Annotated in this window: 17 protein-coding genes; 15 read left to right on the top strand and 2 right to left on the bottom strand. The window is 42.2% G+C overall.

Going from position 1 to position 19077, the window contains the following annotated elements:
* Positions 1–90 precede the first annotated feature (90 nt).
* The 5 genes from cdaA to LI074_RS05550 all read left to right on the top strand — a co-directional run bounded on the left by cdaA (position 91) and on the right by LI074_RS05550 (position 7081).
* Positions 91–981: a diadenylate cyclase CdaA gene (gene cdaA, locus LI074_RS05530; RefSeq protein ID WP_055057595.1), complete on the top strand. Its 891-nt coding sequence runs from the start codon at positions 91–93 to the stop codon at positions 979–981.
* A complete protein-coding gene (locus tag LI074_RS05535; RefSeq protein WP_008706136.1) occupies positions 956–2278 on the top strand; it encodes a CdaR family protein in 1323 nt (440 codons plus the stop codon). Before cdaA ends, LI074_RS05535 begins: the two co-directional genes overlap by 26 nt.
* 52 nt (positions 2279–2330) lie before the next feature.
* Positions 2331–2594: an HPr family phosphocarrier protein gene (locus tag LI074_RS05540; RefSeq protein ID WP_008706135.1), complete on the top strand. Its 264-nt coding sequence runs from the start codon at positions 2331–2333 to the stop codon at positions 2592–2594.
* A gap of 70 nt (positions 2595–2664) precedes the next feature.
* Positions 2665–5265: a L,D-transpeptidase family protein gene (locus LI074_RS05545; protein WP_265107655.1), complete on the top strand. Its 2601-nt coding sequence runs from the start codon at positions 2665–2667 to the stop codon at positions 5263–5265.
* A gap of 358 nt (positions 5266–5623) precedes the next feature.
* Complete coding sequence (locus LI074_RS05550) at positions 5624–7081, top strand: glycoside hydrolase family 25 protein (protein ID WP_265107656.1); 1458 nt, start codon at positions 5624–5626, stop codon at positions 7079–7081.
* Between the two features lie 91 nt (positions 7082–7172).
* Here LI074_RS05550 and LI074_RS05555 read toward each other — a convergent pair whose 3' ends face one another.
* Together LI074_RS05555 and LI074_RS05560 are read right to left on the bottom strand one after the other, a co-directional pair.
* Positions 7173–7511: an EamA family transporter gene (locus LI074_RS05555; protein WP_022380121.1), complete on the bottom strand. Its 339-nt coding sequence runs from the start codon at positions 7509–7511 to the stop codon at positions 7173–7175.
* A complete protein-coding gene (locus tag LI074_RS05560; protein WP_173697964.1) occupies positions 7504–7854 on the bottom strand; it encodes an EamA-like transporter family protein in 351 nt (116 codons plus the stop codon). The genes LI074_RS05555 and LI074_RS05560 overlap by 8 nt, the downstream gene beginning before the upstream one ends.
* A 62-nt stretch (positions 7855–7916) precedes the next feature.
* Between LI074_RS05560 and LI074_RS18115 the strand changes: the two genes are divergently transcribed.
* From LI074_RS18115 to LI074_RS05605, 10 genes are all read left to right on the top strand, one after another.
* Positions 7917–7994: a DUF6783 domain-containing protein gene (locus LI074_RS18115; protein WP_420313958.1), complete on the top strand. Its 78-nt coding sequence runs from the start codon at positions 7917–7919 to the stop codon at positions 7992–7994.
* A 119-nt stretch (positions 7995–8113) separates the two neighbouring features.
* Positions 8114–9049 (top strand): glycosyltransferase family 2 protein, encoded by a 936-nt coding sequence (locus LI074_RS05565; RefSeq protein WP_008706126.1) that lies wholly within the window; start codon positions 8114–8116, stop codon positions 9047–9049.
* Positions 9049–10011, top strand: a complete 963-nt coding sequence (locus tag LI074_RS05570; RefSeq protein ID WP_008706125.1) for a hypothetical protein — start codon at positions 9049–9051, stop codon at positions 10009–10011. The genes LI074_RS05565 and LI074_RS05570 overlap by 1 nt, the downstream gene beginning before the upstream one ends.
* The gene (locus tag LI074_RS05575) at positions 10008–11306 is read left to right on the top strand and encodes an ATP-grasp domain-containing protein (protein WP_020993493.1); all 1299 of its coding nucleotides are present in this window, start codon (positions 10008–10010) and stop codon (positions 11304–11306) included. The genes LI074_RS05570 and LI074_RS05575 overlap by 4 nt, the downstream gene beginning before the upstream one ends.
* Entirely contained in the window at positions 11299–12429 is a 1131-nt protein-coding gene (gene rffA / locus LI074_RS05580; RefSeq protein WP_055053014.1) for a dTDP-4-amino-4,6-dideoxygalactose transaminase, read from the top strand. The genes LI074_RS05575 and rffA overlap by 8 nt, the downstream gene beginning before the upstream one ends.
* 85 nt (positions 12430–12514) lie before the next feature.
* A complete protein-coding gene (locus LI074_RS05585; RefSeq protein WP_243868782.1) occupies positions 12515–13816 on the top strand; it encodes a D-alanyl-D-alanine carboxypeptidase family protein in 1302 nt (433 codons plus the stop codon).
* A gap of 237 nt (positions 13817–14053) precedes the next feature.
* Complete coding sequence (gene rfbC / locus LI074_RS05590) at positions 14054–14608, top strand: dTDP-4-dehydrorhamnose 3,5-epimerase (protein WP_008706119.1); 555 nt, start codon at positions 14054–14056, stop codon at positions 14606–14608.
* A gap of 12 nt (positions 14609–14620) precedes the next feature.
* On the top strand, positions 14621–15436 hold the full coding sequence (locus LI074_RS05595) for an ABC transporter permease (protein WP_008706116.1): 816 nt from the start codon (positions 14621–14623) through the stop codon (positions 15434–15436).
* A gap of 111 nt (positions 15437–15547) precedes the next feature.
* Positions 15548–16828, top strand: coding sequence for an ABC transporter ATP-binding protein (locus LI074_RS05600; RefSeq protein ID WP_022380237.1), 1281 nt, complete (start codon positions 15548–15550; stop codon positions 16826–16828).
* 55 nt (positions 16829–16883) lie between these two features.
* Positions 16884–19076, top strand: coding sequence for a class I SAM-dependent methyltransferase (locus tag LI074_RS05605; RefSeq protein WP_173697966.1), 2193 nt, complete (start codon positions 16884–16886; stop codon positions 19074–19076).
* The last annotated feature ends 1 nt before the right edge of the window (position 19077 follow it).

Here is a 19077-nt window from a genome sequence, read left to right on the forward strand (position 1 = left end):
TACTGTGAACGGAGTGAACAGTAACATAAAATCCACTGAAAACATTTTCAACGATAAGGTATATAAAAATGATAAGGAAAGGAGAGCCATATGCAGGAATTTTCAGGAAATTTGATAGAGACATTATCAAGACTGGCATTTCCTAAGATTGGGATTATAGATATCATACAGATTGCACTGATCGCTTTTTTTGTATATCAGTTCATGGTATGGATCAAATATACTCATGCATATACACTTCTGAAAGGAATACTGGTCGTTCTCCTCTTCATTCTGATCGCATATATTTTCAGGATGAATACGATTCTGTGGATTTTTTCAAATCTGGCAAGTACATTGATCGTAGGTGTGATCGTTATTTTTCAGCCGGAGCTCAGAAAAGTTCTGGAACAGCTTGGACAAAAGCGGATCATGGCTTCACTGATACCTTTTGATGCAGGTAAAGAGGTGAAGGAAAGATTTACGGATAAAACCATCAGTGAGCTGGTCAAAGCATGTTTTGATATGGGAGAAGTTAAGACCGGAGCACTGATCGTAATTGAGCAGAATGAGCTGCTGACCGATTATATAAGAACAGGTATTAATCTGGATGCAATCCTTACCAGTCAGCTTCTGATCAATATATTTGAACATAACACACCACTTCATGACGGAGCTGTTATTGTAAGAGAGAACAGGATTGTGGCTGCAACATGCTATCTTCCACTGTCTGATAATATGGAACTGAGCAAACAGCTTGGAACGCGGCACAGGGCAGGTGTGGGGATCAGTGAGCAGACAGATTCTGTTACGATCATTGTATCAGAGGAAACCGGTCAGGTATCTGTAGCGCAGGGAGGAAAGCTGACCAGAGGTGTAAACAGTGCAAAACTCAGAGAAATCCTGGTCAGAGCGCAGAATAAGCAGGTTGTAGACAACAGCAAACTTCGCCATTTACTGAAAGGAAGAGTGAAGCATGAAGAAGCGAAAAATAACAGATAATATACCTCTGAAAATCATGTCTGTCGCAATAGCTGTTGTGCTATGGCTGATCGTTGTAAATATAGATAATCCGACAGGAACCAATTACTATACGCTCAATGATGTGGAACTGATCAACAAGGAATATGTGGAATCTTCAGATACCATCGGTAAGATGTGTATGCCGGAACAGAACCAGGATTCCATAAAAGTTGCGATCACTGCAACCAAGAAGATCAGAGACAAGATCAAAGTCACAGACATCTCTGCGGTAGCTGATCTTCAGCAGGCGGTAAGCCTGGATACAAATCCGGTTATGGTTCCTATTACCGTTACCTGTTCTGTACCGGGGGTATCTCCCAGTGATATCAAAGTTACTCCTCAGAATCTCAGTGTAAATCTTGATGAAAAAGAGACACAGGAGTTTGTGGTAAATGTCAGCAGAGGTGATACGAAACCGGGCAAAGATTATGAAGTAGGAAGTCTGACTGCCAGTCCGGAGAAAGTAAGGATTACAGGCCCGAAGACGCTGATCAATAAAATAGATAAGGTAAATGCTTCCATTGAACTGGATGGGAATACAGAGGATTTTACACAGGATGTAAACCTTACGATCATTGATAAGAATCAGGAGGTACTTACCGATTCTGAAATGAATTCATTGCGGATTGAGAATAATGCAAAAGTAACAGTGACTGCAAAATTATGGAAAATCCGCCAGGGAGTGCAGATATCTGCAGATTATGTAGGGACACCGGCTGAAGGATATCAGGTTGGGGCTGTGAGAACAGTGCCGGATACGATTAGTGTAGCAGGCAGTGCAGAAGGTCTTGAAAGTCTTGCGGATAATAATAATGTGATCACTATACCGGAAGACAGTATTGATATTTCCGGTGAATCCGAAGATGTGGAGAAAAAAATCAGTCTTACGAATCTTCTGCCGGACAATGTGAAACTTACCAGTGACTCCAGTGAAGATGTATGGGTAACTGTAAGTATTCTTCCGGCCGGAAGCAGAGAGTTTGAATTTCCGACTAAGAATATAGAGGTTAAGAATAAACCGAAAGATCTGCAGGTAACATTTGAGACTGCACAGATAGAAGTGCGGATCAAATCAGATAACAAAGATCTGGATGATCTGAATAATGACAAAGACATTAAGGCATCTATAGATCTGGATGGCAAAAAAGAAGGAAGTTATGAAGTCCCGGTTGAGATAGTCTTGCCGGATGGTTATGAGACAGTGGAAGATGTGACTACGGAAGTAGTGATTTCATCAGGGACTGCTGTTGATGACAGTAAGGAAAACAAGGAATAAAAGAATTCTCCACTTACAGAAGGGGTAGTAACAATATAAGAGGAACAGTGAAATGGTCAGTAAAAAAGTGACAGTTAAAAATCCCACAGGTCTTCATCTGAGACCTGCGGGGATTTTGTGCAATGAGGCAATGAAATACCAGTCACAGATAACATTTGTCTACGATGGGGGCATGGCAAATGCAAAGAGTGTACTGAGTGTACTTGGTGCATGCGTAAAATGCGGAAATGAGATAGAACTTACCTGTGAAGGTGTTGATGAACAGGAAGCCCTGGATCATCTTGTTACTGCTATTGATAGCGGCCTTGGCGAGTAGAAAGCTGCTGTGCACAAACAGAGTGAACAGTAACCATAAAGTAACATGAATAAAAGAGGAGGAACTTATTGTGAAAAGAAGATTAGTTGCGGTTACATTGAGTCTTATTATGACAATGGCAACTGTCAGTGAAGCAGGTGCTGCTGCATTTACTTCACCTGATACAGCTCCGGCTGTTGCCACACAGACAGATGCAGAAGAAGTAAATGTTACAGAAGAAACTTCTGAAACAGGAACTTCTGAAACAGAAGCAGACGCTTTTTCAGATGGAGATGATGGGACAGCAGTACCATCACAGGAACAGACAGACGACGCATTTACAGCGGGAACGGATACGGCTGCTGCATTGCCGGACGAGACGCCGTCAACAGCAGATGCTACGGATGCCGTTGGAGCCACTGTAGTGAAAGCTGAGGACTGGGTAAGCACAGAGAATGGCTTTAAACTGCGCAAACCTGCAAAAAATCAGGATACAGCAAATACAGATGATCAGAAAGCAGCAACAGCAGCATTACCCGATGAGGAGATGCTGTCTGAGACTGACGGATTCTCAGGAGATCAGACAGAATCATCTGAAACAGCAGTGGCTGAAACAGATACAACAGCTGTGACAGCAGAGGCTACAGCAATGGAAACACCAGCAGCAACGGATACAGTGTCTGTAACAAATGAAGAATTTTATACAGCGGCAGACGGAATTGTAAAGATCAGCACAGAGTATAAAGGGGAAACCCATACAGGATATTATCTGTTTGATGAAGAGGGAATCCTTGTAACAGGACAGGCTGAAGTAAAAGAAAACTCTTCAGCTGATGAAGAACCGGCATCAGATGCAGCTCAGTCAGCAGGAGAAGATGCTGCAGGGGAAGAAACAGAAGCCCAGGCAAATCAGTCCTATTTTACAACTGCAGATGAGGCTGTTGTTTATACCGGATGTGAAGGAGAAGCGATAACTCCATATACATCTACAGTAGGCCAGCAGGAGAAGAGTGTATGGAAATGGACAGGAACATATTTCCAGTACTACGATGAGAATGGTAATCTGGAGACAATTGCACAGCTTGAAGCGAAAGCAAAAGCAGCAGGTACATATACCGGATATTTCAAGATCAATGAGGATTATTACTGCCTTGATTCTGAAGGTAAGCCACAGACAGGAGAGATCACCCTCACAGTTAACGGCGAATCAAACCTGTATTATTTTGATCCTGCAAGCAGCGACATTCCTGGAAAAATGTTCCACAATGGATGGCTTCGTTCAGATACCACTAAGGGAGAGCGCTGGCTGTATTTTAAAAAGGGAAATGTTCCGGCAGACATCGGTAAATATTATAAGCGTGGCGTAGTTGCCACAGCTATCCCGGAGAAGGGAACCGGAGCTTATTTGCTGGATGCCAATGGATATGTTCTGAAATCAGTGATGAAGAAGGCTCAGAATGGTGCATATTACTGTACCGACAGTAACGGCCAGATTTATAGAAATAAACTTGTAAAATACGGCAATTTCAGATATTATTTTGGTTCAAACGGAAAGCGGGCAACCTGGACAAAGAGATGGGCAAAAGCAGGTGACCATTACTATTATTTTGGAAGTACTCCGGGTCGTGTTGTTGAGAAACATGGCTGGCAGAAACTTGTCAGCACCAGTGGCAAATTCCTTGGCTGGCTGTATTTTGATTCCAAGGGAAATCATTATACGGATAAGTGGACTTCCGCAGGTTATTATTTTAAGCCATCAGGAAAGCTTGCAAGTGGTTTGACAGAAATCGATGGAAAGAAATATATATTTGAATCATCTACATCCACAGAACATAAAGGTAAAGTATATAAGAGCACAATGGTGCGCTATAAAAAGAAATGGTATATCGCATCCTCTAAGGGAAGCCTGTATAAGAGCGGATGGAGAAAATACAGCGGCAATTACTATTATCTTAAAGAATGTGTGGTTCAGACAAATCAGTTTATGAAAAAGAATGGAGTAAACGGTTATCTGGATGCAAACGGTAAATATACAAGAGGATGGGTAATTGTAAGTAATGCTAAAAACCTGGTGAGATATATCGATCCGTCAGGAAACGGATTTGCAAGAAATAAGAGTATGAGAGTTAATGGAATTCTGTATTACTTTGACAGTAACGGATACCGTATCACTGATCTGACAAACAGATACAGAGGACCATATTCTGTTCAGGTGGACAGAGTAAACGGAGTTATGACTGTTTATGCTGATTCAGCCAGAACAATTCCTGTTAAGACGATCAGGGTATCTGTAGGTTTAGCGGGAACACCAACCCCGACCGGTGACTTTACACTGAGCAGAAGCCTGAGGTGGCAGCCTCTTATGGGACCATCCTGGGGACAGTATGGAACTCATGTAGACCGTGCCGGACAGGGAGGAATCTTTGTTCATTCTGTAGCCTGCGGCCAGGCAAACTCATATAATCTTCCGGCAGGAGAGTACAATAAGCTTGGATCTCCCGCATCACATGGATGTATCAGAACCTGTGTGGCAGATGCGAAGTGGGTTTATGAGAACTGTAATGGCGCACCGATCAGTATTATTGATGGTAAATATAAAGCAGATGATGCAATGAAAGGACCTCTTGGAAAGAAAGCACTGACTCCGTTAAGAGGAGCTGCTAATTTTGATCCTACAGATCCGGCTGTCTGATCCGGATATTTCTGCCAGGATAAACAGAATTGCTATAGAAACGAAATATACAAAACGGCTGCACAGAGCAAGAAATGTGCAGCCGTTTTTGGGTATATATCAGGGATTATCTTGCGAAAATGTAATATAGTGTGTATAATATGTTAACCGAATCAAGTAAGTCCCCTACTTCAATCGCGAAAAGCAATAAGCAGTGGGTGGGGACTTGCTTGTATCAGGAGGAGTGCAAGCTCCTTCTGATAAACTGCGAAGCAGTTATTCGGCGTAGAGCCGCGTAGCGAAGCGGATTGCGAATATTCGCTTGATTAGTATTGTAATAAAATGGACGTTTATTAGAAGACAGGACAGGAGTAGAAAGATGAAAAGAGATTTTTTAAAAATCAGAAAAAGGTTTATTGTTGGTTGTCTGGCAGCTGTGATAGCTGTAGCGCAGCCTGTAAGCTCTGTTTTTGCAAATCCGCATTATGACAGACGTGATACAGTGGCTGAGGAGGAATTTATTTATTCTGCAAGAACTTCCGGTACAGAGTCATCAAGAAAAAAAGTGAACTCCAAAGCATGGAAAAAGATCAACGGTGTCTGCTATAACGGAAGTGGTAAAATCATTCCGGGTGCGATAACCAGAGGCATGGATGTCTCTGAATGGCAGGGCAATATTGACTGGAAACAGGTGAAGAAGTCTGACATAGATTTTGCGTTTGTCCGGATATCCTATGGTCTGACTCACGAAGATTACACTTATGATGAGAATATGACAAATGCAGAACTTGCCGGAGTACCCACAGGTACCTATGTGTACAGTACAGCTTTATCAACAACTACCGCATTAAAGGAAGCACAGCTTGCCATCAGCAAAATGCAGGGTTACAAGGTTTCCTATCCGGTCGTATATGATCTGGAGTATGCAAAAGCAAGTAAGCTTTCTGCAAAAACAGTCTCAGAGATGGCACTGACCTTCTGCAATGAAGTGCGCAGGGCCGGATATTATCCAATGGTTTACTGCAATACCAACTGGTATGATAATTACATAGACTGGTCCTTATTATCAGGAGTGGATGTATGGATCGCAAGATATGGGGACACGATTCAGGCACCTGATAAGGAACGGTACAATTATACAATATGGCAGTCCACAGACGGTAACCGGGAAAGCGGACTGAACAGTACCAGCGGACTGGTAGCAGGAATTCCTGCAGGCAATGATGTTGATATGGATTTTGGCTATGTGGATTATACAAAGAAAATTACGCCGAGATGGAAATCTCTGGATTCCTATGTTCCGGCAATGAAACCCGATACAGGCAGCAACGATGGAAGCCAGGAACAGACAGGACTTCATCAGGAAAATGGAAAATACTATTATGTCAATGAAAATGGCGAACGTGTGTCAGATCAGTGGGTAACTGTAAATGGAAAGACCTATTATATCAGTTCTAATGGTTATGCTCTGATGGGAATGAAGAAAGTAGACGGGAAATATTACTGGTTCCATACAAAATCCGGATATATGTTTAAAAACCGCCGCGTGACCAGATCTACCGGCGATATCTACTATTTTGGAAGCGACGGTGTACGTTGCGAGAATGGAATGTACAAAATCAGGGAAAAAAGTGGGGAACACACCTATTATTTCCAGAAAAACGGAAAAGCGTATAAGGGATGGCTGACACTGAATGGTAAAAAATACTATTTTTACAAAGGTAGTTCCGCACTTTCCGGTACGCGTGCTGAGAACATTACACTGACCAGTTCCAACAGGATTGTATCTGTGTTTGATGGAAATGGAGTGTGTACCAGACAATATAAAAAGCAGTAAAAAATATTGAAACATATAAAAAGATCCTGCAGCTGTGGCACTGATGGAAATTCTGCAACAGCTTCGGGATCTTTTTATGAAATTGCCGTAATTAAAGCGTATAGATCAGGATACCTGCAATGATGATCAGGTTTCCCATGATTTTTCCTTTCGTGATTTTTTCCTTCAGAATGAAATGAGAGAGAAGCAGGACAAACACATAGGCGGCAGTATCAATGACAGGACCATAGCGCATATCTACTTTTGTATAACACCATGTATTGAGGAGGAGGATCAGCATATATATGGTGTATGAGAGAATCACCCGGAAATTGAGATATTCCCTGATTCGGTTTTCGTATCTGATATTTGCGCTCTGTTTCAGAAGTATCTGTGAAACAGCGGAAAAAAATGTTCCGCTCAACATGATTAAAATAAATGTTCTATTCATATCTCTGCACCGTCCATACTCCAAATAAAACCACCAGAATACCTATGATATTCTGAATGGAAAGATTTTCATGAAAGATCAGCACTGCCCATATCTGCGACCACAGAAGATAAACACTTTTATTGGCATAGGCAGTAGACAAAGAGAATTTCTTGATGACCTGCTGCCAGGTGATGGCGTAGATTCCGCAGTTGGCTGCCATCAGGAACAGGAACAGGTAAAGCAGAGGACTGCTGAGACCATGTTTATTATACTGAACAGATGTAGCTTTGGAAAAAACACTTGTCAGTGAAAACAGCAGGATATTCAGATGAAGTTGTATGTAGTCTTTGAGTTTTGACATAATACCTCCGAGCGATAATGGTATTTTACGGATTTCGTCCAATAGAGCGTGTCTGAAAAATCATTCCCGCAAATTGTGACGCACATCTTGCAGAAAGCCTTTTTCAGACACGCTCTAGCCTGAAAGCTGTCGGACAGTAACTATTTTACATAAAAAAGCAGGGAAGTCAAGGTTTGTGCAGCAGGAATCTTGAAAAGAAATGTTGAAAATGATATGATAAAAATGATTGCAAAAAGATGAAAAGAGAAAGGAAAAGCATATGAGCTTATATTCAGTGGTTGTTCCTGTATATAATTCTGAACATACACTGGGAGAACTATATACCCGTTTGGAGAAAGTATTCCGGGAAACTCTTAAAGAAGACTTTGAACTGATCCTGGTAGATGACGGATCAAAGGACAGATCTTATGAGATCATGACGGAACTCAGAGAAAAGGATCACAGGGTACGGATCATACAGATGGCCCGTAACTTCGGACAGCATCCGGCACTTCTGTGCGGATTTGCACATGTAAAAGGAGAGTTTGTGGTAACAATGGATGATGACCTTCAGCATCAGCCGGAGGAACTTCCGAAGATGGTCAGAACCATGCAGGAGAGACCGGATGTGGATGTTATCATTGCAAGCTATGAAGGAAGAAAGCATGGTCCGATACGCAAACTGGGAACGAAATTTTCTGTATGGGCAACTTCAAAGATGCTGGGAAAAGATCCGGATCTTCAGATCACCAGTTACAGGCTGATCCGCAGATTCCTTGTGGATGCCATGGTAAAAACAAATACATATCTTCCACAGATTGGAAACCTTCTGATCAGGAGTTCTAACCGTATTATTAATGTTCCGGTTCAGCATGCAGACAGAGCTTACGGAAAAAGCGGTTATTCCTTTAAGAGACTGCTGAAAGATCTGATTTATGATATCACGACACATACTGCATTTCCCCTTCTGCTGGTGAGAAATATCGGAATTGTCAGTTTCCTGATAAGTGTAGTTCTGTCGGTCTGTTATCTGGTAAGATATTTTACACTGGGCATATCTGTGCAGGGCTGGACTTCGCTGATGCTGGTTATGCTGGCGTTTTTTGGACTGATTTTGTTATCGATCGGAATTATGGGAATCTATTTAATGAATATTCTTAATGAGGCAAAAAAAATGCCCCATTATGTAATACGTCGGGAGGATACGGACGAATAATGAAGGAAATTGGCGGATATTTTCAGCTGGAAGAGATGCCGGGAGAGGAATATTATCCTGACCTGTACAGGGTCAATCTTGGAAGAACCGCACTGCTGTGGCTTTTGAAGAGCCGCAGGTGCAGGAAAATCCTATTACCGTATTTTCTGTGTGGATCAGTGGTGCATACCTGTCAGGAAAATCAGATAGAGACAGAATTTTATCATCTGAATGAGAAACTGGAAGTTCTGTATCCGAAAGAACAGCTTCCGGAAGGGGAATATCTTTATCTGGTTAATTACTATGGTCAGCTGTCTGATTCCCGGATATCAGAGTATAAAAAGATTTACGGAAACATCATAGTGGACCATACCCATGCATTTTTTCAGAAACCATTAAAAGGGATAGATACACTGTATTCCTGCAGAAAATTCTGGGGTGTCAGCGATGGCGCATATCTGTCAACAGATACCAGCCTGACAGAAAATAAGACTGTCGATTATTCTGCAGAGCGTATGAAACATATTCTGGGGCGTTATGAGCATAATGCCGGAACCTACTACAAAGATATGCTGGAAAATGCGGCAAAATATGACGGGATGGAGCTTCGGCAGATGTCAAAGCTTACACAGAATCTTCTGAAAGCTGTGGATTATGACAGAGCAAAGAAAAAAAGGGAAGAAAACTACCGGATTCTCGGAGAACTGCTTCCATCGGAAAGTATATTTAATCAGACTGTGCCGGAGGGACCTTTTGCATATCCGTATTTCCACGCTGATGGAATGAAACTTCGCAGATATCTTGCCGAAAAGAAGATATTTGTGCCGACTTACTGGAAAAATATAATTGAGAACTCTGAGACAAAAAGTCTGGAATATACCTGGGCTGCCAATATTCTTCCGTTGCCCTGCGATCAGCGTTACAGCGTGGAGGATATGAAATATATGGCTTCGGTTGTCAGAGAATGTGAGGAACGGATATGAAACATAAAGTGTTGATTCTGGGAACGCTCGGAGAATTTACAGAGCTGGTAAAGAAAGCAAAAGAGAAAGGTTATGAGACTGTTGTGTGCGACGGATATGCAGATGGTATTGCCAGAACGTATGCAGATAAGGCTTATACCATTCCTGTAACAGATGTAGATGCTATTGCCCTGATGTGCAGGGAAGAAGGTGTGGACGGGATCATCACATCATTTTCAGATCTGCTCCTGGAGTGTATGGTTAAAATTGCAGACAAAGCAGGACTGCCCTGTTATCTGAAACCGGAACAGCTTTCCTGGTACAGGGATAAATCGGCATGCCGGGATGTTCTGGACAAGCTTGGACTGCCGGCACCGGGATTTCGGAAAATATCTGTGGAACTGCTGAAACAGGGATCAGAAGAAGAAATACAACAGAGTATTGCAAATCTGCAGTATCCTCTGATCAGTAAACCTCTGGATAAATATGGTTCAAGAGGAATCTTTATTATTCATCATTCAGATGAAGTCAGAAAAAAAGCCCTGCAGACAGCGGAATATACGGACTGTCAGGAAATTCTGGTTGAGGAATACAATGACGGTTATGAGTTTAACATGATGACATGGGTAATGGATGGGAAAGTCAATGTGATCAGTATTGCAGATCGTGAGAAAACGGAAATGGAAGAGGGAATGCTTCCGCTCAGCACACGAAATGTTTATCCATCCCGTTTCCTGGCGGAGGTCGAAAAAAGTGCCACAGATATTCTGCAGAATTATATCCGCTATACCGGACAGACGGAAGGTGCATTATCCATGCAGTTTTTCTGGAAACCTGGCAGGGGCATTCAGGTATGTGAGATTGCAGGACGTTTCTTTGGATATGAACATGAGCTGACAGATATGGTTTATGGATTTCAGACAGAGGAACTGCTGCTGGATTATCTTTATGAAAAAGACCGGATAAAGGAGATGTTTGACCGTCATGATATTTATCATCCGGTAAAATATGGGGCTGTACTGTATTTTCAGGGACGACAGCTTCAGATTGCAGATCAGACGGCAGCCTGTGAGCTTGCAAAAGAAAAATGCGTTGTAAAACCCTGGATTTTTTATAAAGAAGGCGAACATGTGATAGAATATGGGCCGAATCCATATCTTGCATTGTATTATATAGAAACAGAAAACCGCAGGCAGCTGGAGATGGAGACTGAGAAATTTTTCAGTGAGATGAGTATCCGGGATCCGGAGGGAAGAGAAGTTGCCTACAGAAATAAGATACCGGAATACGAGAAGGAAAAGAAAACAGATGATTGATTTTAACAGACCTGCTTTTACAGGCAGGGAATTTGATTACATACGTGATGCGGTACAGAGAGGAATGCTCTGTGGGGATGGAGAATATACGAAAAGATGTTCTCGGTGGATGATGGATAAATTTCATGTAAATCATGTAATGCTTACCACATCCTGTACCCATGCTCTGGAGATGGCAGCCCATCTTTGCGACATTAAGCCCGGTGATGAGGTGATCATGCCGTCCTATACATTTGTTTCAACCGCAGATGCCTTTGTGTTAAAGGGAGCAAAGATTGTATTTGTTGATATCAGACCGGATACAATGAATATTGATGAGAAACTGATCGAGGCGGCAGTGACTGAGAAAACAAAAGTGATCGTCCCGGTCCACTATGCAGGGGTTGCCTGTGAGATGGATACCATTATGGAGATTGCAAAAAAATACAATCTGAAGGTTGTTGAAGACGCTGCGCAGGGAGTAGATGCCTGTTATAAGGGAAAAGCTCTTGGTACCATTGGAGATTTTGGGTGTTACAGTTTCCATGAGACAAAGAACTATACTATGGGAGAGGGCGGTGCAATCCTTTTTAACAGGGATGAATATCTGGAGAAGGCAGAGATCCTGAGAGAAAAGGGAACTGACAGAAGTAAGTTTTTCCGCGGACAGGTTGACAAGTACCGCTGGATAGATTATGGTTCTTCCTATCTTCCAAGTGAACTGAATGCAGCATATCTTTATGCACAGCTGGAAGCAAGAGATCAGATTTTTGCCAAAAGAATGGAGATATACAATTATTATCATAAAAATCTGGCTCATCTTGCACAGGAAGGTAAGATCGAACAGCCTTATGTGCCGGAGGAATGCAGCCACAATGCCCATATGTATTATATCAAGGTGCGTGATATACAGGTAAGAACCCGGCTGATTGCTTACCTTCGGGAAAAAGGAATCTGCAGCGTATTTCATTACGTGCCTCTTCATTCTGCACCTGCGGGACAGAAATTTGGAAGATTTTCAGGGGAAGATGTTTATACTACAAAGGAAAGTGAACGTCTGTTGAGACTGCCGATGTTTTATAATCTGGATATGGAGGATGTGAAGTATATCACAGATACCATAGCTTCTTTTGACGGATTCTGATAATCGTGTGCCGCAAGTTTGTTTCAGGAATCAACCTGTCGGTACATCGGACGGAAAACAGAGACATATATTAAGAGGAAATATTATGAAAAAATGGAAATATTTATTAAAGGTTGTTATGGCTGTGGGAGTCATTGCAATGACTGCTGTTCAGATCTGCACTGCTGCGGAAGGAACTGCGCAGGCTGCTGTTTCAGAGGTTACACCCGTATCCATTTCAACTAATGAGATTTCAGGCTGGCCTGCAGGTCCTGAGATCACATCTGAGACAGGGGTACTGATGGATGCAGACAGCGGAACTCTTCTGTACAGCAAGGGCGGAGATGAAATCCGTTATCCGGCAAGTATTACCAAAATCATGACACTGCTTCTGGCGGTGGAGAACTGTTCCCTGAAAGAAGATGTTGTCTTTACGGAAACAGGAACACGTGATATCAGTTGGGATTCCGGCAATATTGGAATGCAGGTGGGAGAAGTGATGAGCATGAGAGCATGCCTTTATGCACTTGTGATCCGCTCTGCAAACGAGGTCGCAGCCCAGATTGCAGAACATGTAGGCGGCACAGAGCAGCACTTTGTAGATATGATGAATGAACGTGCGGCACAGATCGGATGCACGAATACACATTTTGTAAACGCCAGTGGTCTTCCGGATCCTGATCACTATTCTACTGCACATGACATGGCGTTGATCATGCGGGAAGGTCTGAAGAATAAAAAATTCCGCAGGATCATCGGTGCTACAGATTATACGATCAAACCTACGAACATGAACAGTGAGCCAAGGGTACTGCATACGCATCATCCGATGCTTGCCCCGGAGAGCAGTTATCATTATGATGGCTGTATTGGCGGCAAGACAGGATATACCAGTGAGGCCGGAAACACTCTTGTGACAGCAGCAGGGAAGAATGGAACTACCTATATTACAGTGACAATGAAGGCGGCAGACCTTGCAGTTGCCAGTACGGATTCCACAGCACTGTTCAACTATGGTTATCAAAATTTCACAAAAGCACAGGTAAATGGTGGAGAAGTATCAGTTCCAAACGGAGTGACTGTGGATAACCTGACTGTTCAGGAGAATTCACAGAATGGAAATACAGTAGATGATTACTATTATAATGATTATCTTTTGGGAAGCGTTGAAGTTCCGGAAGCTACACCTACACCGGAACCTGCAGCGGATGCCCTTTCTGATACATCCGGAGGAAATACGGATCAGGCGGATCAAAATGAGAAATCAGATACTGTCGGAGAAGAAAAAACTTCTGCGGGGATGCCGGAACTGCGAAAAATACTTCTGATCATAGGAGCGGCAATGCTTCTTCTTATTATCATTCTGAGCATTGCACTTGCAAAAAAGGAAAAAAGATATTATGGCTAAGTCTGCATACTAGTGTGCCGACAAATTGATTCTTGAAACAATCTTGCAGGATAAATTTTTTTATTTCAAGGCGGAGGAAGGAGGCGTAGCGGTGGCTACGGCGACCGACGACAACGCGGAAATAAGAAATTTAGACGCAAGATTGTTCGAGAAATCAATTTGTTGGCACACCAGGTGGATTTATGCGAACAAATATAACAGAAACACAGAGAAAGCTAAAGAAAAGAGGAAAATAAAATGGGAAAAATCAAAGTTACAGAATGTGGTGGAATTAAGGGATTAAAAGTGGTAGAACCTACAGTTTTCGGAGATGCCAGAGGATACTTCATGGAAACCTACAATTACAATGATTTCAAAGAAGCAGGAATTGATGTCGAATTTGTACAGGATAATCAGTCAAGCTCACATAAGGGTGTACTTCGCGGACTCCATTTCCAGATCAATTACCCACAGGATAAACTGGTACGTGTTGTAAATGGTGAGGTATTTGATGTGGCGGTAGATCTTCGTGAAGGCTCAGAAACATATGGAAAATGGTTTGGAGTCGTACTTTCTGCTGAAAACAAGAAACAGTTCTTCATTCCGAAAGGATTTGCACATGGTTTTCTTGTACTTTCCGAGCATGCGGAATTCGTTTACAAATGCTCTGATTTCTATCATCCAAATGATGAAGGCGGCCTGATCTGGAACGATCCGGATATCGGAGTTGAATGGCCGATTCCGGAAGGAATGGAATTAAGCTTTTCTGACAAAGATACCAAATGGGGAAGCTTTAAAGAGTACCGTAAATAGGAGAATGAGCGATTGAATACAATTTTTTCTTTACCGATGGATATTTATAAGAACAGACGGCTTGTTGCAAAGCTTGCAAAGAATGATTTCAAAACAAGATATGCAGGTTCTTATCTGGGAATTGTGTGGGCGTTTATCCAGCCTGTGATCACGATCCTGGTATACTGGTTTGTATTCTCTGTAGGTTTTCGTTCCGGAACAGGGGATCTGGGAGTTCCTTTTGTTCTTTATCTGGTAGCAGGTATTGTGCCATGGTTCTTTTTCCAGGATGCGCTGATAGGGGGGACAAATTCTCTGCTGGAATACAATTATCTGGTAAAAAAAGTCGTTTTTAATATCAGTGTGCTTCCGGTAGTCAAGATCATTTCTGCCATGTTTGTGCATGCATTCTTTGTGTTGTTTACGATCATCCTGTATGCAGCGTATGGGAAATTTCCTGATTTCTATTATCTGCAGATTATTTATTACAGTGTATGTGTGTTCATTCTGGTATTGGGCTTATCCTATGCCACAAGTGCAATCGTTATTTTTTTCAGAGATCTGACCCAGATCATCAACATTGTGCTTCAGGTAGGAGTCTGGCTGACTCCGATCATGTGGATCGTTGAGGCTTCACCTCTGATGGGACATCCTGTGATCATGAAGATCCTGAAACTGAATCCGATGTATTATATTGTTTCCGGATACAGAGATACATTCCTGATGAAAACCTGGTTCTGGGAACATGCAGGATGGACGGTCTATTTCTGGATATTTACAATTCTGTGTTTCCTGTTCGGAAGCTGGGTATTTAAACGTCTGCGCATTCATTTTGCAGATGTACTGTAACTAGTACAGCGAATATTAATATAGCAGAAACTTAATTTTCGCTGTACTGGTAAGCGCGAAATAAGTCAGAAGAAGATGAAAAACACAGGAACATAACAGAAAGGAAATCACGTGGAGAACAAGAAAGTAATTCAGGTGAAGGATCTCACCAAAATGTATAAATTATATGATAAGCCTTCGGACAGACTGAAAGAAGCGCTGGGGCTTACCAGAAAGAAACTTTATAAAGAGCATTATGCACTTCATGATGTAAATTTTGATATTTATGAAGGAGAATGCGTGGGAATTATCGGAACCAACGGTTCCGGTAAATCCACGATCTTAAAGATCATCACCGGTGTCCTGACTCCCACAGCAGGGGAAGTAAAGGTAGACGGACGAATTTCCGCACTGCTGGAACTGGGAGCCGGATTTAACATGGAATATTCAGGTCTTGAGAATGTATACCTGAATGGAACCATGATCGGTTTTTCAAAAGAAGAGATTGATGCCAGACTGAATGATATTCTGGAATTTGCGGACATTGGAGACTTTATCCACCAGCCTGTAAAGACTTATTCCAGCGGTATGTTCGTGCGTCTGGCTTTTGCTGTTGCGATCAATATTGATCCGGAGATCCTGGTGGTAGATGAGGCGTTGTCTGTGGGCGACGTGTTCTTTCAGGCAAAATGTTATCACAAGTTTGAGGAATTTAAGAAACAGGGAAAGACGATCCTGTTTGTAAGTCATGATCTTGGAAGCGTTTCCAAGTATTGTGACAGAGTTATTCTTTTGAACAAAGGGGTAAAGATGGATGAAGGTTCACCAAAGCAGATGGTTGACCTGTACAAACAGCTTCTGGTAGGACAGAATCCTGTAAAACAGAATGAATCTGACAGTACAGAGCAGATTGTGGCAGAGGACAGTGAAGGACTGGGAGATTTTCAGGTAAATCCCAATATGCTGGAATATGGAAGCCGTATTGCTGAGATCACAGATTTCAGAGTCATTGATGATAAAGGAAGATGTTCCAATACTGTTGAAAAGGGAAGCTGCTTCAAAATTCGTATGAAAGTCCGGTTTAATGAAGAGATTCAGGAGCCGATCATGGCATACACCTTTAAAAATATTCAGGGTACGGAAATCACAGGTACCAATACCATGTATGAAAATGCAAAGATAGAACACTCAGGAAAAGGGGATATATGTACTGTAACATTTACACAGAACATGAACCTTCAGGGCGGTGAGTATCTCCTGTCATTTGGATGTACAGGGTATAAAAACGGAGATTTTACGGTATTCCACAGACTTTATGACGCATGTAACATAACAGTTATTTCCAGTAAAAATACAGTTGGATTCTATGATATGGATTCAAAGGTGGAAGTACGGTGCGAAGAACAGGTCTGAGAAAGTTATGATGACAAATATCAGTGCGAAAAAATAATCAGCGCGAGGACTATATATGGAAGAAAAAATCGGGAAAGTAATTCTGGATACCACGTGCTATCCGGGAAAAGATCTATACAGTGATGGTGCGATAGAGGATGAAATGCTTGCAATTTCCAGAGATTTTGCACCGGAAGAATTTAACAGAGTGATCAGTGAGAGAAAGAGCTGGCCAATTCTTTATCATTTTTCTCATATCAGGGAGAATATTCTGAGCTGGATTCCCTTTACAGGAGAAGAGAAGGTTCTGGAGATTGGTTCCGGATGTGGTGCTGTGACAGGAGCTCTCTGTGAAAGGGCGAAGGAAGTTACCTGCATCGAGCTTTCTATGAAAAGAAGTAAGATCAATGCATACAGACATCAGGATCAGGATAATCTTAAGATCCTTGTGGGAAACTTTCAGGAGATTGAGAAAAACCTTACTGAGAAATACGACTATATCACTTTGATCGGTGTATTTGAGTATGGAGAATCCTATATCCGGAGTGAGAATCCCTATGTGGACTTTCTCAGGATCATATCAAAGCATCTGAAGCCGGATGGAAAGATCATTCTGGCCATTGAGAACAGACTGGGACTGAAATACTGGGCCGGATGTACAGAGGACCATTTTGGAACTTTATTCGAAGGAATCCAGGGATACCCCAAAACAAAAGGAGTTAAAACTTTTTCAAGAAAAGAATTTAATGGAATTTTGGAGGAAGCAGGAAACTTAAAAGCCGACTGGTATTATCCATATCCGGATTACAAATTTCCAATGACTATTCATTCAGACAGACATCTCCCTGCAAGCGGAGAGCTGCATATGAGGGACTACAATTTTGACAGACTCCGTCTGGATCTGTTTCAGGAATCTCAGGTGTATAATACACTTTTGAGCAATGATCTTTACCCGCAGTTTGCCAATTCCTTTCTTCTTGTGATCGGAAAAGAACAGCCACAGACAGCACCGGTTTATGTGAAGTTTTCCAATGAGAGAGATCAGAAGCTCTCCATTTATACGGAAATCAGTGAAGCAGCAGATGGGCAGCTGACTGTGAAGAAAGTACCGTCGCAGAAGAAAGCGGCAGCTCATGTACGGAATCTGGGAACTATCTGCGAAGAACTGACCGGAATGTATAAAGAAGAGGAAATTGAAGTAAACCGCTGCCGGATCAAAGGTGACTGTGCGCAGCTGGAATATCTGACAGGTATCACCCTGGAAGATAAGCTGGATCATCTTCTGGAAGAAGGCAGAACAGAGGAACTGGAGAAATTATTCTTCTCTTATATAAAGAAAGTAAAGAATATTCACGAGAAGAAACCCTTTGAGAAAACACCGGAATTTGTAAGGGTATTTGGAAATGTAAACCTGCGTTCTGATCTGAAATGTACAGAAATATCCAATATTGATTTTGTTCCTGCAAATATTATCCTCTCTGAGAATAAAGTATCTGTGATTGACTATGAGTGGACCTTTACATTTCCTGTACCTTCACAGTTTCTGGTTTACAGGATGATCTTTTATTATCTGGAACTGAATGACAAACGGGGAATACTTAAAGAACGGGATTTCTATGAGAAAGCAGGAATCCTGCCTGAAGATATAGAAGTTTATGTGGAGATGGAACATAATTTCCAGCAGTATATTCTGGGTGAGCATACAGCAATGAGAAATATGTATGCCCAGATCTCTCCGGGCCGGGTGGAAGTAGAAGATTATTACAGAGAAAAGAAACAGGAATCTCTGGAAATGCTTCAGATTTTCTGGGATAACGGAAAGAGCTTTAATGAGGCTGATTCTGTGAGATATCTGTTCAGAAACGGGAAAATTCAGACGGAGTTTGAACTTCCGGAGAATACCACAATGCTTCGCCTTGACCCGGGCGAAATGTCCAAGGGACTTAAAATTGTAAAGCTGACATGGGAAGATGAAAGTCAGGTAAAGTTTCACACAGATGGCTGTGAAGTGTCCTCCGGAGAATTCTATTTCGGCGGTGACGATCCGCAGATCATAGTAGATTCTGTTCCTGAGAACAGAAAGTCCATAAAGATTGAAATGGAGATCCTGGACCGGCAAACCACAGAAAAGAAATTCTGGAAAGTATACGCAGAGCAGAAAAGGGCAATGGAGCAGATGAGTCAGGAGCTTGCGCAGAAGAAAGCTCTGGTCGATCAGGTGGAAGGCAGTAAGGCATGGAAAGTGTATCGTGCCATCAAAAGGGTTTAGT

This window comes from Blautia sp. MSK18_10 (assembly GCF_020553185.1).
GTDB classification, from domain to species: domain Bacteria; phylum Bacillota; class Clostridia; order Lachnospirales; family Lachnospiraceae; genus Blautia_A; species Blautia_A wexlerae.

Excerpts from the sequence above, each read along its gene's own strand:
- cdaA (WP_055057595.1), top strand. The coding sequence starts at position 91 with ATGCAGGAATTTTCAGGAAATTTGATAGAGACATTATCAAGACTGGCA.
- LI074_RS05555 (WP_022380121.1), bottom strand. The coding sequence starts at position 7,511 with ATGAATAGAACATTTATTTTAATCATGTTGAGCGGAACATTTTTTTCC.
- LI074_RS05585 (WP_243868782.1), top strand. The coding sequence starts at position 12,515 with ATGAAAAAATGGAAATATTTATTAAAGGTTGTTATGGCTGTGGGAGTC.
- LI074_RS05535 (WP_008706136.1), top strand. The coding sequence starts at position 956 with ATGAAGAAGCGAAAAATAACAGATAATATACCTCTGAAAATCATGTCT.
- LI074_RS05605 (WP_173697966.1), top strand. The coding sequence starts at position 16,884 with ATGGAAGAAAAAATCGGGAAAGTAATTCTGGATACCACGTGCTATCCG.
- rfbC (WP_008706119.1), top strand. The coding sequence starts at position 14,054 with ATGGGAAAAATCAAAGTTACAGAATGTGGTGGAATTAAGGGATTAAAA.
- LI074_RS05570 (WP_008706125.1), top strand. The coding sequence starts at position 9,049 with ATGAAGGAAATTGGCGGATATTTTCAGCTGGAAGAGATGCCGGGAGAG.
- rffA (WP_055053014.1), top strand. The coding sequence starts at position 11,299 with ATGATTGATTTTAACAGACCTGCTTTTACAGGCAGGGAATTTGATTAC.
- LI074_RS05550 (WP_265107656.1), top strand. The coding sequence starts at position 5,624 with ATGAAAAGAGATTTTTTAAAAATCAGAAAAAGGTTTATTGTTGGTTGT.
- LI074_RS05575 (WP_020993493.1), top strand. The coding sequence starts at position 10,008 with ATGAAACATAAAGTGTTGATTCTGGGAACGCTCGGAGAATTTACAGAG.
- LI074_RS05560 (WP_173697964.1), bottom strand. The coding sequence starts at position 7,854 with ATGTCAAAACTCAAAGACTACATACAACTTCATCTGAATATCCTGCTG.
- LI074_RS05565 (WP_008706126.1), top strand. The coding sequence starts at position 8,114 with ATGAGCTTATATTCAGTGGTTGTTCCTGTATATAATTCTGAACATACA.
- LI074_RS05540 (WP_008706135.1), top strand. The coding sequence starts at position 2,331 with ATGGTCAGTAAAAAAGTGACAGTTAAAAATCCCACAGGTCTTCATCTG.